General features: G+C 58.7%; 15 protein-coding genes. 7 read left to right on the plus strand and 8 right to left on the minus strand.

The window, feature by feature from the left end; all coding sequences use genetic code 11:
- Positions 1-109: 109 nt before the first annotated feature.
- The 3 genes from TU86_RS17830 to acnA form a co-directional block, all read right to left on the minus strand.
- A complete protein-coding gene (locus TU86_RS17830; RefSeq protein ID WP_048365643.1) occupies positions 110-1675 on the minus strand; it encodes a methyl-accepting chemotaxis protein in 1566 nt (521 codons plus the stop codon).
- 113 nt (positions 1676-1788) lie between these two features.
- Positions 1789-2580, minus strand: coding sequence for a CPBP family intramembrane glutamic endopeptidase (locus tag TU86_RS17835; RefSeq protein ID WP_048365644.1), 792 nt, complete (start codon positions 2578-2580; stop codon positions 1789-1791).
- A gap of 115 nt (positions 2581-2695) precedes the next feature.
- Positions 2696-5437, minus strand: a complete 2742-nt coding sequence (gene acnA, locus TU86_RS17840) for an aconitate hydratase AcnA (protein WP_048365645.1) — start codon at positions 5435-5437, stop codon at positions 2696-2698.
- 215 nt (positions 5438-5652) lie between these two features.
- Here acnA and rlmM point away from each other — a divergent pair, with 215 nt between their 5' ends.
- Positions 5653-6729: a 23S rRNA (cytidine(2498)-2'-O)-methyltransferase RlmM gene (gene rlmM, locus TU86_RS17845; RefSeq protein WP_048365646.1), complete on the plus strand. Its 1077-nt coding sequence runs from the start codon at positions 5653-5655 to the stop codon at positions 6727-6729.
- Positions 6730-6743: 14 nt separating this feature from the next.
- Positions 6744-6992, plus strand: a complete 249-nt coding sequence (gene tusA / locus TU86_RS17850) for a sulfurtransferase TusA (protein WP_048365647.1) — start codon at positions 6744-6746, stop codon at positions 6990-6992.
- Between the two features lie 104 nt (positions 6993-7096).
- Here the strand turns inward: tusA and TU86_RS17855 are convergent, their stop codons facing one another.
- Positions 7097-8500 carry an MATE family efflux transporter gene (locus TU86_RS17855; RefSeq protein WP_048365648.1) on the minus strand — a complete coding sequence of 468 codons (1404 nt, stop codon included), beginning with the start codon at positions 8498-8500 and terminating at the stop codon, positions 7097-7099.
- A 165-nt stretch (positions 8501-8665) separates the two neighbouring features.
- On the opposite strand from TU86_RS17855, the gene pdxB reads away from it, so the two are divergent.
- On the plus strand, positions 8666-9808 hold the full coding sequence (pdxB, locus tag TU86_RS17860) for a 4-phosphoerythronate dehydrogenase PdxB (protein ID WP_048365649.1): 1143 nt from the start codon (positions 8666-8668) through the stop codon (positions 9806-9808).
- Positions 9809-9900: 92 nt separating this feature from the next.
- Here the strand turns inward: pdxB and TU86_RS17865 are convergent, their stop codons facing one another.
- Positions 9901-10080: a PA1571 family protein gene (locus TU86_RS17865; protein WP_048365650.1), complete on the minus strand. Its 180-nt coding sequence runs from the start codon at positions 10078-10080 to the stop codon at positions 9901-9903.
- Between the two features lie 251 nt (positions 10081-10331).
- Here TU86_RS17865 and TU86_RS17870 point away from each other — a divergent pair, with 251 nt between their 5' ends.
- Positions 10332-12098 (plus strand): ABC transporter transmembrane domain-containing protein, encoded by a 1767-nt coding sequence (locus TU86_RS17870; RefSeq protein ID WP_162207809.1) that lies wholly within the window; start codon positions 10332-10334, stop codon positions 12096-12098.
- Between the two features lie 98 nt (positions 12099-12196).
- On the opposite strand, the gene ppnP is transcribed toward TU86_RS17870, so the two are convergent.
- Together ppnP and TU86_RS17880 are read right to left on the minus strand one after the other, a co-directional pair.
- A complete protein-coding gene (gene ppnP / locus TU86_RS17875) occupies positions 12197-12478 on the minus strand; it encodes a pyrimidine/purine nucleoside phosphorylase (RefSeq protein ID WP_048365652.1) in 282 nt (93 codons plus the stop codon).
- A gap of 70 nt (positions 12479-12548) precedes the next feature.
- The gene (locus TU86_RS17880) at positions 12549-13100 is read right to left on the minus strand and encodes a 3'-5' exonuclease (RefSeq protein ID WP_048365653.1); all 552 of its coding nucleotides are present in this window, start codon (positions 13098-13100) and stop codon (positions 12549-12551) included.
- 220 nt (positions 13101-13320) lie between these two features.
- Between TU86_RS17880 and TU86_RS17885 the strand changes: the two genes are divergently transcribed.
- Entirely contained in the window at positions 13321-14112 is a 792-nt protein-coding gene (locus TU86_RS17885; protein ID WP_048365654.1) for a substrate-binding periplasmic protein, read from the plus strand.
- Positions 14113-14173: 61 nt separating this feature from the next.
- Positions 14174-15175 carry a GNAT family N-acetyltransferase gene (locus tag TU86_RS17890; RefSeq protein WP_048365655.1) on the plus strand — a complete coding sequence of 334 codons (1002 nt, stop codon included), beginning with the start codon at positions 14174-14176 and terminating at the stop codon, positions 15173-15175.
- Between the two features lie 64 nt (positions 15176-15239).
- On the opposite strand, the gene TU86_RS17895 is transcribed toward TU86_RS17890, so the two are convergent.
- Complete coding sequence (locus TU86_RS17895) at positions 15240-15788, minus strand: RNA polymerase factor sigma-70 (RefSeq protein WP_048365720.1); 549 nt, start codon at positions 15786-15788, stop codon at positions 15240-15242.
- 368 nt (positions 15789-16156) lie between these two features.
- Here TU86_RS17895 and TU86_RS17900 point away from each other — a divergent pair, with 368 nt between their 5' ends.
- Positions 16157-16915 (plus strand): thioesterase II family protein, encoded by a 759-nt coding sequence (locus TU86_RS17900; protein ID WP_048365656.1) that lies wholly within the window; start codon positions 16157-16159, stop codon positions 16913-16915.
- The last annotated feature ends 12 nt before the right edge of the window (positions 16916-16927 follow it).

Consider the following 16927-nt stretch of genomic DNA (forward strand, 5'->3'; position numbering starts at 1 on the left):
GATGTGAACGCAAAACCTGTAGTGGCTGACGAGTAGTGCGAGGCTGCGTCCGGTTGCGCAGCAATCGTAAAACCGGCCACTGCGCAGTGCCTGACGAGCGGTCTCAGGATTAGCGGTTAAACCGCTCCACCAACGAATACTGCACATTGACGGTCTGGGTCAGTTCTTCACTCAGTTGTGCCGAGCGTTGGGCCTGATCGGAGGTTTGGTCAGCCAGGTCAGCAATGGTGCTGATGTTGCGGCTGATCTCTTCGGCGACCGAACTTTGTTCTTCGGTCGCGGCCGCGATTTGCGTGGTCATGTCGGTGATGTTGGCCACGGCTTCGCTAATGCCCACTAACGCCTCGTCAGCTTCCAGTACCCGCGCCACGCCTTCTTCAGCCTGACGGTGCCCGGCGTCCATGGTTTGCACGGCGCTGGCGGCGGTCTGTTGCAGCTTGGCGATCAGGCTGTGAATTTGCCCGGTCGAGGTGCTGGTGCGTTGCGCCAGTTGGCGGACTTCATCGGCGACCACCGCAAAGCCACGGCCCATCTCACCCGCCCGGGCGGCTTCGATGGCGGCGTTCAGCGCCAGCAGGTTGGTCTGGTCGGCAATGCCTTTGATCACATCGACGACGCCGCCGATTTCGTCACTGTCTTTGGCCAGTTGCGTCACCGTGGCACCGGTCTCGCCGACCACCACCGACAAGCGCTCGATGGCTTCGCGGGTTTCACCGGCAATGTCACGGCCGCGGCGGGTCAGGCGATTGGCTTCCTGGGTGGCGTCAGCGGTGCGTTGTACGTGGCTGGCGACTTCTTGCGTGGTCGCCGCCATTTGGTTGACGGCCGTGGCCACTTGCTCGGTTTCCATACGTTGACGTTCAAGCCCGGTGGAGCTTTGGTGCGCCAGCGCGTCAGATTGACGAGCCTGGTCGCTCAAGTGCTCGGCGGTGTCTTGCAGGCGTGTCAGGCAGGTTTTGAGGCGCGCTTCCTGGCTCAGAATGGACATTTCCAGACGCGCTTGCGGGCCACGGCTGTCGGTGTACATCTGCGCGATCAGCGGGTCAGACGTGGTTTGCTCGGCCAAACGCAGCAAGCGCTTGATACCGCGCTGCTGCCAGGTCAGGCCCAGCAGGCCCAGCGGAATCGACAACACGGCGGCCAGGGCAAAACCCCAACTGGAGGTGAGCAGGGCGCCGATCATGAAGCTCAACTGGCTAACCAGAATAAACGGCAGCCAGTCTTGCAAGACCGGCAGCCACTTGTCGCGCTGCGGGATGGCCGCTTTGCCACGATTGATTCGCGAGTACAGGGCTTCGGCCCGACGCACTTGTTCGGCGGTCGGTTTGACGCGTACCGACTCGTAGCCCACCACGCGTTCGCCGTCGAACACCGGCGTTACGTAGGCGTTAACCCAGTAGTGGTCGCCCGTCTTGCAGCGGTTTTTGACGATGCCCATCCACGGCAAACCCTTTTTCAGGGTGGTCCACATGTGGTCGAAGACCGCAGGCGGCACGTCGGGATGGCGCACAAGGTTGTGCGGAGCGCGCATCAGCTCTTCACGCGAAAACCCGCTGATCTCGACAAAGGCGTCGTTGCAATAGGTAATGACGCCTTTGGCATCGGTCGTGGAAATCAACCGTTGTTGAGCGGGGAATGTGCGTTCGCGTTGAGTGATGGGCTGGTTATTACGCATGTCGTTTCAATCCGCAAGGCTTTGACAGGGTGTCGGCCCATGGGGGGAATTGTTTAATTAATATTTCAGTCGCGGGGCGCTGTCATAGCGCCACTACGAGGGCCGGTTGACGCCTATGGCATCAGCATCGGGTAGGTGAAAAAAACAAAGTGCAGCACGTTGAGCCCCAAATGGGTGGCGATCGCCGCACCGAGCCCCCCAAAACGGTAGGCCAAACCATAGCCGACCCCCGCGATTCCCGCCAACAGCATCCACTGCCAGCCTGCGGCAATATGTGCCAGGCCAAAGAGTGCGCTGGCGATCAAGAGCGCCAGTGCTTGCCCATAAGGCACCTGTTTGAGCCAGCGACTCAGGCCGCCTTGTATATAGCCACGAAACAACACCTCTTCGACCAGCGTGACCAGCAGCAGGTTATTCAATAACCACAGCCAGCCTTGAGGCGGCCATTTTGGCGCCCAGTTGATCATGCCCAGTAACAGCGCTGCGCCCAGTGCGCCGGTGACTGCCAGTGCAAGCCCCATCAGGGTTGCGCCGAGGGAGGCACGCCAGTTGAGGCGCGTGGCAATCCACGGGCACACCAGCAGCAGCCAAAAGCCGATTAGGGGTTTGTCGAGGTTGAGGTACATCGAGAACGGTACGGCATCAGGGGTCAGCCGTTGAGGGGCGATGGCGCGGCCATTATGGAACCCCGGCAGCCAGTGCATGGCCAGGGCCAGCGCTACCAATACGAACAGCCCGTGCCCTGCATAACGCAGGTAACGGTGCCGGGTTTGCAGTGCTGCAAGCCCGCTAATGATCAGTAATGAGCCTGCGCCCGCAGCTTGCAGACCCCATTGGCCGTAGCTCAAGGCAAACCCGTATCCCAGCGTCAGAAGTGCCAGATAAGGCCATGGCAGAGCAATCATGAAAATCCTTTGAGTGGTCGAAAAAAAGACGCCCCGACACATGTTCGGGGCGCGCAATTATAACGATCACGCTGAGACGGATTTATCAAAAAACGTCGTAAGTGCCTTCCGGTTTTCAGGAAGCAATTAATTGACGCAGCACATAGTGCAAAATGCCTCCGGCCTTGAAGTACTCCACCTCATTTAGGGTGTCGATGCGGCACAACACCTCAACCTGCTCTTTGCTGCCGTTTTCACGGGTAATCACCAGCGTCAGGTTCATGCGCGGCTGCAACTCGGCGCCGCTCAGGCCCAGAATGTCCAGGGTTTCCTTGCCGGTCAGGTTCAGGCTTTTGCGATTTTGATCAAGCTTGAACTGCAAGGGCAACACGCCCATGCCCACCAGATTGGAGCGGTGAATACGTTCAAAACTTTCGGCAATCACGGCTTTGACGCCCAGCAGGTTGGTGCCTTTGGCGGCCCAGTCGCGGCTGGAGCCGGTGCCATATTCCTGACCGGCAATCACCACCAGCGGCGTGCCCGAGGCCTGATAGCGCATGGCCGCATCATAGATCGACAGCTTTTCGCCGGTCGGGATATAAATCGTGTTGCCGCCTTCTTCACCGCCAAGCATTTCGTTACGAATGCGGATGTTGGCAAAGGTGCCGCGCATCATCACTTCATGGTTGCCACGGCGCGAACCGTAAGAGTTGAAGTCTCGCGGTTCGACGCCTTTTTCGCGCAGGTAATGCCCGGCGGGGCTGTCGGCCTTGATATTGCCGGCCGGGGAGATGTGGTCGGTGGTCACCGAATCGCCGAGCAATGCCAGCACCCGAGCACCTTCAACGTCCTTGATCACCGGCAAGGGTCCGCTGATGTCATCGAAGAACGGCGGGTGCTGAATGTAGGTCGAGTCCGCCTGCCACACGTAAGTGGCCGCCTGTGGCACTTCGATGGCTTGCCATTGCTCATCGCCCGCAAACACTTCGGCGTATTCCTTGTGGAACATGGCGGTACTGACCTTGGCCACGGCGTCGGCGATTTCTTTTTGGCTGGGCCAGATATCGCGCAGGTACACCGGCTGGCCGTCTTTGCCAATGCCCAGCGGTTCACTGCTGATGTCCGTGCGCACGCTGCCCGCCAGGGCGTAAGCAACCACCAGCGGCGGGGAGGCCAGCCAGTTGGTTTTGACCAGCGGGTGAACCCGTCCTTCAAAGTTCCGGTTGCCGGACAGCACGGAGGCCACGGTCAAATCGTTTTGGGTGATGGCTTTTTCAATGGGGTCAGGCAACGGGCCGGAGTTGCCAATACAGGTGGTACAGCCGTAACCCACCAGCGAAAAACCCAGTTGATCCAGATAAGGCGTCAGGCCCGCCGCCTTGTAGTAGTCGGTGACGACTTTGGAGCCGGGTGCGAGGGAGGTTTTGACCCAAGGTTGAGTCATCAGGCCTTTTTCGACCGCCTTTTTGGCCACCAGGCCCGCTGCCATCATCACGCTCGGGTTGGAGGTATTGGTGCACGAGGTAATCGCAGCAATCACCACGGCGCCGTTTTTCAGGCGATAGGTTTTACCTTCCCAGTCGTAATCGGCTTCACCCACCAAGTCGGCATTGCCCACGGCGACACCGCCTCCGCCTTCACTTTCCAGACGGCCTTCTTCTTTGTTGGTGGGTTTGAATTGCAGGCTCAGAAAATCACTAAACGCTTGGCCCACGTTGGGCAGCGAAACGCGGTCTTGTGGGCGTTTCGGCCCGGCCAGGCTGGCCTCGACGGTGGCCATGTCCAGCGCCAATGTGTCGGTGAACACCGGTTCCTGACCCGGTTCACGCCACAGGCCCTGCGCCTTGCAATAGGCTTCGACCAGTTTCACAGTGGCGTCGGGGCGCCCGGACAGGCGCAGGTAGTCCAAAGTGATTTGATCCACTGGGAAAAAGCCGCAGGTCGCACCGTATTCGGGTGCCATGTTGGCCAGCGTCGCACGGTCGGCCAGCGGTAAATCCGCGAGACCGTCGCCATAAAACTCAACAAACTTGCCGACCACGCCTTTGCTGCGCAGCATTTGCGTCACCGTCAGCACCAGGTCGGTGGCAGTGATGCCTTCTTTGAGTTTGCCACTGAGCTTGAAGCCCACGACTTCCGGGATCAGCATCGACACGGGTTGGCCGAGCATCGCCGCTTCAGCCTCGATACCGCCTACGCCCCAGCCCAGTACGCCCAGGCCGTTGATCATGGTGGTGTGGGAATCGGTGCCTACCAGCGTGTCAGGAAAGGCATAGGTGCGGCCGTCTTCGTCTTTGGTCCAGACCGTTCGCCCCAGGTACTCCAGGTTCACCTGATGGCAAATCCCGGTGCCCGGTGGCACGACGCTGAAGTTGTCGAACGCGTTTTGGCCCCAGCGCAGGAACGCATAACGTTCGCCGTTACGCTCCATTTCAATGTCAACGTTCTGTTCAAAGGCGCTGGGGCTGGCAAATTTGTCGACCATCACGGAGTGGTCGATTACCAGGTCCACTGGCGACAGCGGGTTGATGCGCTGCGGGTCGCCACCGGCCTTGGCCATCGCGGCACGCATGGCCGCCAGATCGACCACGGCGGGCACCCCGGTGAAGTCCTGCATCAGTACGCGGGCCGGGCGATATTGGATTTCGCGATCCGAGCGACGCTCCTTAAGCCACGCCGCCAGGGACTTGAGGTCGGTTTCAGTGACGGTCTTGTTGTCTTGCCAACGCAGCAGGTTCTCCAGCAGCACCTTGAGTGACATCGGCAAGCGACTGAGATCGCCGAGTGTTTTGGCGGCCAGCGGGAGGCTGAAGTAGTGATAAGTCTTATCGTCGACTTTTAATGTACTGAGGGTGTTCAGGCTATCGAGGGAGGACATGAAATGACTCCTTTAGACCCGCACGGTACGGGTCGTGTGGAACAAACTGAGCTTCTAACCTAGCTCTGATTCATCAAACTGGCTAATAACTGGACTGTCTATGCAGGTTCAAGGTTCCAATCTCAGTTATCATGCCGGCCTTTTTGTGACAGTCCTTGCGCCAAAGCAAGGATGTGCAGCGGGCTAATCCTCGCGCGCTGCTCAGGAGTGATTCAATGAACACCGTTTTTATGCACTGCCGCCCAGGTTTTGAAGGTGAGGTCTGCTCGGAAATCGCCGAGCATGCCGCGCGCCTCAATGTGTCCGGTTACGCCAAAGCCAAACCTGCCAGTGCCTGCGCCGAATTTGTGTGCACCGAAGCGGGCGGCGCTGAACGCCTGATGCGCGGTTTGCGTTTCGCCGAACTGATTTTTCCGCGGCAGTGGGCGCGGGGTGAATTTATTGAGTTGCCCGAAACCGACCGTATCAGTGTGATCCTTGAACACATGGCCGATTTTGCGGTGTGTGGCAGCCTGTGGCTGGAAATGGTCGATACCAATGACGGCAAAGAGCTGTCCAACTTCTGTAAAAAGTTTGACGCTCACCTGCGCAAGGCGCTGATCAAGGCCGGCAAGCTGGTGGAAGACGATGACAGCAAACCGCGTTTGCTGTTGACGGTTAAAAGTGGTCGCGAGCTGTTCCTTGGGCTGGCCGAGTCTGGCAACAGTGCGATGTGGCCAATGGGCATCCCGCGCTTGAAGTTCCCGCGTGAGGCGCCAAGTCGCTCGACCTTGAAGCTTGAAGAAGCCTGGCACCACTTCATCCCCCGTGAGCAGTGGGACGATCGTCTGCACAGCGACATGACCGGGGTTGACCTGGGCGCCGCACCGGGCGGTTGGACCTGGCAGTTGGTCAACCGTGGCATGCTGGTGACGGCCATCGACAACGGCCCGATGGCCGAGAGCTTGATGGACACGGGGCTGGTGCAGCATTTGATGGCTGACGGTTTTACCTTCAAGCCTAAACAGCCGGTGGACTGGATGGTCTGCGACATCGTCGAAAAGCCTGCGCGCAATGCGGCAATGCTCGAAGAGTGGATCGGCGACGGTCACTGCCGTGAAGCGGTGGTCAACCTCAAGTTGCCCATGAAGCAGCGCTATGCCGAAGTGCGCCGTTTGCTCGATCGCATCGCCGATGGCTTCAAGGCGCGTGGCATCACGGTCGAAATTGGCTGCAAGCAGCTGTACCACGACCGCGAAGAAGTGACCTGCCACTTGCGTCGACTGGACGTGAAAAAACCTAAATCCCGTTGATTAAGGAGTGACTGATGAGTAGCGCTGACCTGCCGGTTGACGGCACGCTGGATGCCAGCGGCCTTAACTGCCCGGAGCCGGTGATGATGTTGCATCAACACATCCGCGACCTGGTGCCGGGTGGTGTGTTGAAAGTGATTGCCACCGACCCTTCGACAAAACGCGACATCCCCAAGTTTTGTGTGTTTCTGGATCACGAACTGGTGGAACAAAAAGAAGAGGCGGGCACGTACCTGTACTGGATCCGCAAAAAGCAGGGATAAAACCGACCGCCGCCTGCGCCAGCTACTACAGGGATCAAGACAAACCCCGTAGTCGCTGACGCAGGCGGCGCAAGGTTGCAACGCAAACCGTGTGTCCAACCAGGCTAGATGCGGGCCGCACGAATGCGTTTTTTGGCACTGCTCACCAGTCGCACGCTGAGCATTAACGCCGCGCAGGTCAGGCCGACAATCAAGCCTTGCCACAACCCGCTCGGGCCGCTGGGTTCGCCCAACCAGTCGGTCAGGCCCAGCGCATAGCCCACGGGCAAGCCCACACCCCAGTACGCGAACAAGGTCATGATCATCGTCACCCGCGTGTCTTGATACCCGCGCAGGGCACCGGCTGCGGTCACTTGAATCACGTCCGAAAACTGATACAGCGCTGCGAACACCAGCAGCAGGGTAGCCACTTCAAGCACCATTGGATCGGCGGTGTAGATACTGGCAATCGGCCCGCGCAGCAGCAGAATCAAACTGGCGGAAATACACGCCCACACCAGTGCGGTGCCCATGCCTACGCCTGCGACAAAGCGGGCTTCACGCGGTTGCTCACGGCCCAGCGCCTGACCCACGCGCACGGTGATCGCCATCCCCAATGAGTAGGGGATCATGAACACCAGCGAGCTGAAGTTAAGGGCAATTTGATGGCCAGAAACCACGGTTGCGCCCAGGCTGCCAATCAACAACGCAATCACCGCAAAAATGCTCGACTCGGCAAACACGGCGATACCAATGGGCAGGCCGACGCTGAGCAAGCGTTTAAGAATGGGCCACTGGGGCCATTCGAAATGGCTGTACACCTGGCTCGTTTGATAGATCGCGCCACGGTACGTCCACACCACCATGCCCAACGCCATAAACCACATCACAATGGCCGTCGCCCAGCCGCAACCGACGCCACCCATGGCCGGTACGCCCAAATGGCCATAGATGAACACGTAGTTGAGAGGGATGTTCAGCGCCAGCGCACACAGGCCCAGCACCATGCTCGGGCGGGTTTTACCCAGCCCGTCACTGAACCCGCGCAGCACGCAGTAAATCGCCACGGCGGGCATGCCGCTGGCAATCCCGTGCAAATAGCCCATGCACGGTTCAATCAAGTCAGGCGCGACCTTCATCCAGTGCAGCAAGGGTTCGGCCGCGATCAGAATCAAGGCGGCGCAGACGCCGGTTATCAAGGCCAGCCACAGGGCCTGGCGCACGATAGGGCCGATGTCACGGTGGTTGTTGGCGCCGAAACGCTGAGCGACTTTGGGCGTGGTGGCCAGCAAAATGCCAGACATCAGCAGAAATACCGGCACCCACACCGAGTTGCCCAGCGCCACGGCCGCCAGATCGCGCGGGCCGACTCGCCCAGCCATGACCGCATCGACAAACCCCATCGCCGTGGTGGCCACTTGGGAAATGATGATCGGAAACGCCAGCGCCATCAGCGCGCGTACTTCGGTACGTACCCGTGCAGGGCGGCTGATGCGAGTGGCACAAATATCAGGAGAAACAGAATTCACAAGCGTGCATCCACAGTGTTTAACGCGCAAAGGCGGGGATTGTACGCGCCCCTAACCGCCGAGTTGTAGCAGCTTTGTAAGCAGGCTGAAGAAACTCGCGCGACACCTCACTGGCCCATTGTGTACAACAACGCCTACACTGCTGCTCCGCCAAAGGAGCCTGCCATGTTGATTGTTGCTGATGAAAATATTCCGCTGATCGAACCGTTCTTTGCCTCATTCGGTGAAATCCGCCGTTTGCCGGGGCGTCAAATCACCCGTGCCGACGTGCATGATGCCGATGTGTTGCTGGTGCGTTCAGTGACGCGCGTCGACCGCGAGCTGCTGGAAGGCAGTGCGGTGAGATTTGTCGGCACGTGCACCATTGGCACCGATCACTTGGCGCTGGACTACTTCGAACAAGCCGGTATTCAGTGGGCCAGCGCGCCGGGCTGCAATGCGCGCGGGGTCGTGGACTACGTGCTGGGCAGTTTGTTGACGCTGGCGGAGATCGAAGGCGTAGACCTCAAGCAGCGTACCTATGGCGTGATCGGTGCGGGTGAGGTCGGTGGGCGGCTGGTCAACGTGCTGCGCGCACTTGGCTGGAACGTCAAAGTGTGCGACCCGCTGCGTCAGGCAGCAGAAGGCGGCGATTACGTCACCCTCGAGCAGATCATCGAGCAGTGCGACGTGCTCAGCCTGCACACCCCGCTGATCAAATCCGGCAATGATGCGACCTGGCACTTGCTCAACGCGCAACGCTTGAACCAACTCAAGCCTGGTACCTGGCTGATTAATGCCAGCCGCGGACCGGTGGTCGATAATGCAGCGCTGCGCCAGGTGTTGACCGAGCGTGAAGACCTGCAAGCCGTGCTGGATGTCTGGGAAGGTGAGCCGCAGGTGGATGTTGAATTGGCGGAGCTGTGCGTGTTGGCGACCCCGCACATCGCGGGTTACAGCCTGGACGGCAAGCAACGCGGCACGGCGCAGATTTATCAGGCGTTGTGTGATGCGTGGGGGCAAACACCTGAAGTCCACCTGGCGGACTTGCTGCCAGCACCGTGGTTGGCCAAGGTTGAACTCAGCGCCAACAGTGATCTGGACTGGGCATTGGCCATGTTGTGTCGGGGCGTGTATGACCCGCGTCGTGACGATGCTGAATTTCGCCGCAGTCTGGTCGGTACGGTTGAGCAACAAAAGCTGGCGTTCGATGCCTTGCGCAAGCATTACCCGGTGCGTCGCGAGATTGAAGGGCTGGCGGTACACATTGAAGGTGAACACGAGACGCTGACGTCGATGGTCACAGCGCTCGGGTGTGTAGTCGTTTAAACGGTCGCCTGAACAAGGTCCCTGTAGGCGCGAAGCAAGTTCGCGCCTACAGGTGGATGCGTGGTTAAACCGATGTCACCCAACGACGGCTATCAATTCTCGTGCTTGGGCTGAACCAGGCGTTTATCCAGTTCGGCGCACGCGTGTTGAATCATTTCTTCAGTGATCGACACTTCATTGCCCTGCGCATCAATGATCGCGCACCCCAATGACTGGTCTGGCTGAGTCCGAATCACCGGTACTGCGTGTTGAGCGTTGTGTTGCAAGTCCATGGCCTGTCTCCTCATCAGGGTGTAGCGCTAATGTAGTTCCGTTTAATGACCAAGCAGTGACAACACTTGGCGGCCATTTACTCAAACAGAATTATCTTGAAACTACCAGCCTCGGTTTAGATCATTCAGGCCTACGGTTTGCTGCACCCGGTCATATTCAAAACGAGTGAGAAAGGTTTACAGGTCTTACAGAACATTCGTTGTAGGCTGTCAGCCTTTAATCGCTGTCCATTCTTTTGCTGATTTTTCGGATGCCCTGGATGCTTTCTTCCGTTCAACGCCGCGCCATTCGTTTGGCCACTCATTTTGTTGCGCCGTATCGCTGGCAAGCGCTAGGTGCATTACTGGCGCTGATTGTGACCGCCGGCATCACGCTGTCGATGGGGCAGGGTATTCGTTTGCTGGTGGACAAAGGTTTCATGACCCAGTCTGCGCATCTGCTTAACCAGTCCATCGGCTTGTTTATGCTGCTGGTGCTGGCATTGTCGGTGGGCACTTTTGTGCGCTTTTACCTGGTGTCGTGGATCGGGGAACGGGTGGTGGCCGATATCCGGCGCCAGGTGTTTAACCATCTGATCGACTTGCACCCAGGGTTCTATGAGAACAACCGCAGCTCGGAAATCCAGTCCCGGCTGACTGCGGACACCACGTTGCTGCAATCGGTGATTGGCTCTTCCTTGTCACTGTTCTTGCGCAACAGCCTGATGGTGATCGGCGGTATCGTGCTGCTGTTCGTGACCAACCCCAAACTCACCAGCATCGTGGTGGTGGCGTTGCCCCTGGTGCTGGCGCCGATTTTGATTTTCGGCCGACGGGTGCGGGGTTTGTCGCGTGAGAGCCAGGACCGGATTGCCGACGTAGGCAGTTACGTGTCCGAAGCGCTGGGGCAGATCAAAACCGTGCAGGCCTATAACCACCAACAGCAGGACCGTCAACGCTTTGCCCAAACGGTGGAGCAGGCCTTTGCCACCGCGCGCAAGCGTATTGCTCAGCGTGCCTGGCTGATAACGCTGGTGATCTTGCTGGTGCTGGGTGCTGTCGGGGTCATGTTGTGGGTGGGCGGCATGGACGTGATCGCAGGGCGTATCACGGGCGGTGAGCTGGCAGCGTTTGTGTTCTATAGCCTGATCGTAGGCAGCGCTTTTGGCACGTTAAGTGAAGTCATCGGTGAATTGCAGCGCGCAGCAGGCGCAGCCGAACGGATCGCAGAGCTGCTGCAATCCCAAAGCCTGATCGTGTCGCCCAGCCAGGGGGTGCAGGCTTTGCCTGAGCGGGTGGCAGGCAATCTTCAGCTTGATCGGCTGTATTTTTCCTACCCGTCACGGCCTGAACGCTACGCCCTTGAAGACCTCACGCTGACCATCCATGCAGGCGAGACATTGGCGCTGGTGGGGCCGTCTGGCGCGGGCAAATCCACGCTGTTTGATTTGCTGCTGCGCTTCTACGACCCGCAGCACGGTCAGATCCTGCTTGAAGGGCTGCCCATTTCGCAATTAGACCCGCAAGACCTGCGCCGCTGTTTTGCCCTGGTGTCCCAAAACCCGGCGCTGTTTTTCGGCACCGTGGAGGACAACATTCGGTACGGCAACCCTCAGGCCACTGACGCGCAAGTGGAGGCGGCCGCGCGCATTGCCCACGCGCATGAGTTCATTTTGCAAATGCCCCAGGGTTATCAGACTCATTTGGGCGATGGTGGGCTTGGGTTGTCGGGCGGCCAACGTCAGCGTTTGGCGATTGCCCGCGCCTTACTGGTGGATGCACCGATCCTGTTGCTGGATGAAGCCACTAGCGCATTGGATGCTCAAAGCGAACACTTGATTCAACAAGCGTTGCCCAGCCTGATGTCGGGGCGCACTACGCTGGTGATCGCCCACCGTTTGGCCACGGTGCAAAATGCCGACCGCATTGCGGTCATGGATCACGGCAAGCTGGTGGCTATTGGCACCCATGCCGAACTGATCGCCAGCAACCCTCTGTATGCGCGGTTGGCGGCCTTGCAGTTCAATGGACGAGAGTGATTGCCTGAAGAGTGCGTTGTATGTGTAGCCGTTGACGAGTAACGCGAGGCGACGTCTTGCGCGTGCGCCTTGCGAGGTAGCTACACCCGGGGGGTATCTCAGCGGTATTCACACAGGTAAGCGGTTTCAACCGCGACCTTGAGCTGAAACTTGCTGTTGGCCGGTACGTTGAATTGGCTGGCGGTTTTAAAGGTTTGAAATGTGTCGCTGCCTGGCAGTTTGACGCTCAGTTCGCCCGAGACCACGTGCATGATTTCTCGCTCGGCCGTACCGAACTCGTATTCACCCGGGGCCATGACGCCAATGGTGGCTTTGCCTTCAGCTTGCGTGAAGGCAATCGACTTGACGGTGCCGTCGAAGTATTCGTTGACTTTAAACATGGCGATTCCTCGGGAAGGGCTAAAAATGGCTGGCCAGTATGCAGAAGCCGTTTTATCCCGTCACGCCCTTTTATAAGCGCTTATCTTCAAGAATCAGCGGCAATAAACGTGCGGTATTTCGCGCATCTTCCAGTGCCCGATGTTGCTGACCGTTAAATTGCATGCCCGCCAGTTGCAACGCACTGTTGAGGCCCAGCGGTCGCTTCAACTGACGGGCATGAGCAAATTGCTGCTTGAGGTTCAGGTGCGGCAGGTGTGCCAGCACACTGTTGAGCTGTTTTTGCTGCCACTCCTGCTCAAGTTGCAGGCGGTCATAATCGCCCCAGCTGGCCCAGGCCTCAAGCTTGGGCCCGTGTTGCCCAAGCCAGCGCTCAAACTGCTCCCAGACGAGGGGCAGCGGTGCCGCGCCATCAATGTTGGCTTGAGTGATGCGTGTTAATTGGCGACAGAAGGGCGTGAGCAAAGGGCGGCGTGCTGGGCGAATAAAACGCTGGAAATGATCCACCTCACGGCCAGCCCGCGTGACAACACTGGCACCGATTTCAATTACCTCCATTTCCTCCAGAGGCCAGCCGCCATCGTCGGTTGTGGCTTCCAGATCAATTACCAGCCAGTGAGGCATGTGCAGCTTCCTTTAACAGCATCCGCGTTGAGCAATGGAGCGTAGCTAAAGCGTTGACATCCGCCTAGGTTCTATTTTGTATGGGCCAGTCAAGCGCTTCCTTGGTAGGCTATACAGGCTTAAATTGCCAGCACGCCCGATCTCAGGTCGTGTGGCGATCAATAAGTTCCAGCCAAGGGCGTTTCCAGAGGTGTACGGTTTGAAGTGTTTGCCAGTCCGGATGGCTCATAGCGTGTTGCTGGCCCTTGGCATGATGTGCCTGACACCTGTGTGGGCGGCTCAGGAAATCAGGGTCGGCGCAGCTCATTTCCCCCCTTACACCGTGCGCCCTGAAAGCGGCGCCGACACCGGCTTGCTGCCGCAATTGCTGGAGGCGTTGAACCGCCTGCAAAGTGACTACCGTTTTGTACTGGTGCCCAGCTCCATTCCCCGTCGCTTCCGCGATTTCGAGCAAGGGCGGGTCGATGTCGTGATGTTCGAAAACCCGGCCTGGGGCTGGCAGGGCATTGCTTACAGCGCTGTCGACATGGGGCTGGAAGATGCCGAGGTGTTTGTCGCCAGGCGCCAGCCGCAACGCCAGCAACATTACTTCGACGACTTGAGCAACAAGCGGTTGGCGTTGTTCAGCGGTTATCACTACGCGTTTGCAGGGTTCGACTCTTCACCTAAATACCTGACGCAGACCTTCAACGCGGTGCTCACCTATTCCCATGAGAGCAATCTGCAGATGGTATTGCGCGCCAGGGTCGACATCGCCTTGATCACGCGCTCCAACCTGGCTGAGCTGCTCAGTCGCGATCCGCAGATCCAGCACAACATCCTGGTCTCGCAGCGGATCGACCAGATCTACCATCACTACGCGTTGTTGCGCCCGCAGGCGCCGATCACCGGGCCTCAATTTGCAGACCTGCTGCAAAAACTGCGGGACAACGGGCAAATGAACGCTATTTTTGCGCCGTTCAAAATTGCCCTGGTGCCGGTTCGCACGGCATCGCCCCAAACCCTGCCCTAAATTCCAGCGAGCGGCTAACGTCAAACAGCCTGACTGTTGACGATAATCGTGAGCCCATACCATGACTTCTGTTTTAGCGCATCAACCCTGCTGGCGCGATTTGAGCGCCGACGTGACAGACACCCGCCTGACCCTTGCCCTCGGCCATGAGCCGTTGATCGACCTGCGACTTGAGCGCGGCGAAGGGCTGAATGTGTACCTGGGCGATCACCGTGCGGCGCCGTCACTCCAGGCCGTCTGGGCGGGGTGTTACTGGTTGTTGGCCAGTGATCCGCACTGCCAGCAACTGACTTGGCACCTCAGCCAGCCCCCCCATGAAGCACTGCTTGACGGTCTGCTTCTGGCCACTGACATCGCCGGTCAATACACCTGTTTGCGCAGCCTGTTTTGGCAGCGGCCTCAGCCGTGGCTGGGCGAAACAGTTGCGCCAGCGTATCCATTGCACATGGTCATCAGCGCAGGCAAACGTCACCCGCTGCGAGCGCCCAAACCGGAGGGGGAAGTGTATCGCCGGTTTGATTCACGGCTCGGTCAATGGATCTCCCTGCGCACGCTGGATATCGAGTTGGACCTTGAGCGTTTCAGCCGCTGGCAAAACACCCCGCGAGTCATGGACTTCTGGGAGGAGGGCGGCACGCTTGAGCGTCATCGCCAGTTTCTCGAAACCCTGGCCGCTGACCCGCATACCCTGACCTTGATCGGTTGTTTCGACGATCAGCCATTTGCGTACTTTGAGGCGTATTGGGCCAAGGAAGACCGCATCGCGCCGTTTTACGACGTGGATGATTTTGATCGCGGCATTCATATGCTGGTGGGGGAGCAGGCGCATCGTGGGCCGCACAAAGTGGCCAGTTGGCTGTCGGCGCTCACCCATTACCTGTTTTTGGCTGACCCGCGCACCCGGCGGGTGGTGGCAGAGCCGCGTGCCGATAACGCAAAAATGATCGGCTACATGCAGGCTCAGGGGTATCACTGCGAAAAAGAGTTCAACTTCCCGCACAAGCGCGCAGCGCTGATGATGCAAAGCCGCGAGCGGTTCTTTGACGGGTGCTCATTGCTCTGACCCGTGCTGACCTGTAGTCGCATGCCTCGCCCGCGGCTACAGGATCGAGCGCAAGGCTCGGGCTTTAACGGCGTGCGAAGGTATCGCGCGGGGTGCCCGAGACCTTGCGGCAGTGAATCAGTGCATCGCGGATCATGAAGTTCACCAGCGTGGGGGACACGCCCAGCTCCTTGGCGATGTCTTTTTGCTGCACACCGTGCAACCGGTACATCTCGAACGCATAGCGCGTGCGGCTAGGCAGCTCGGTCAGCGCTTCGGCGATGTTTTCCAGGGTCGAGAAGTTGATGTGCGAGGTTTCGGGCGACGCGCCGTGGATGACCACATTCAAGCCTTCCTCTTCTGTACCGGAGTATTTCTGCTCCAGCGCCTGCTTGCGGTAATGATCGATCGCCAGATTTCGCACGATCTGAAACAGGTAACTCAACTGCGCCTTGAAGGAAGAGGTGATTTGCGGCGCTGACTGCAAGCGGAAGAAGGCGTCTTGCACCACATCTTCAGCCCTGGAACGACAACCGGTAATGCGCGCGGCGATCTTGACCAGAATGAGCCTGTTTTCAACAAAGGCTTGAAGTAAGGGTGAATCGCACTTGCTTGTGAACACTTGTTCCGTCATGGAAATCACCTGCTGCAATTGAAAAAGTGTGGGCGGGTACACAAGGCGCCGCCTACACAGCTGGCAACAAATTAGGTTGAATGATAATGATTGTCAATTGAGAAAGAGAATTAATGATCGCAATTACAAAACTTTGAGAAACACCTCACATCACGCCGTATCCGCTCAAAACCGCTGTCTGGCGCCAGACTAATTATTTGCCGTGGCCAACCGTTCTCAATGGACAAAGGTCGGGCATCAATGCTGGCCGCGTAATGGCTCGGACAGGAGGGCGAGATGTTTTTTGATCGTGAACAGGGTGTGTTTCAGCCGGGTGACAGCGCGCACCGCCCGAGCATTGGCGCCTCATACCGCAGTGGCTGTTTGATATGAGCGACGAGATCAAACTGCGCTTGTTTTGCTTGCCGCATTCGGGCGCCAGTGCCATGTCGTACAGCCGCTGGCGCCGCTCATTACCTGCATGGCTGCACGTGCGTCCGCTGGAGCTGCCAGGGCGCGGCATGCGCATGGACGAACCGCTGCAATGCGATATCCAGCGTTTGGCCAGCCAGTTGGCGGATGAAATCAGCCTGGAGCTGGACCGGCCTTATGCGTTGTTCGGCCATAGCCTGGGCGGGTTGCTGGCCTTTGAGCTGGTGCATGCCTTGCGCACACGCGGCGTGCCTGAACCGCTGGCGCTGTTTGCGTCAGCGACGGCGGGGCCTGCCCGGCGCGATGTGAGCGAATACACCGTGGCTAAAACCGATGCGCAACTGATCGCCCGTTTACGTGAGTTGAAAGGCACTGACGAAGCGGTGCTGGGCAATGGCGAATTGATGCAATTGATGCTGCCCATCATGCGTGCGGACTTTCTGTTGTGCGGCAGTTTCGTCCACGGTCAACGACCCGCCCTGGCGCTGCCGATCCACGTCTTCGGCGGCAAGCAGGACAGCGTACGTGCCGAACAATTGCTCGATTGGCAGGCCGACACCAGCAGCGTCTTTTCCCTCGACATGTTTGAGGGGCACCACTTCTTTCTGGTCGAGCAAGAGCAGCCCTTGCTGCGCTGCGTGCGCCGTTATCTCGAAGAGCATCTGGCCCGCTGGCGCAATCACCAGGCCCGGCAGTTGGCCGGGGCGAGCGTGTAAAGCGCAGCCCCG

Origin of the sequence: Pseudomonas weihenstephanensis (assembly GCF_001043055.1) — a bacterium.
Taxonomy (GTDB): Bacteria; Pseudomonadota; Gammaproteobacteria; order Pseudomonadales; family Pseudomonadaceae; genus Aquipseudomonas; species Aquipseudomonas weihenstephanensis.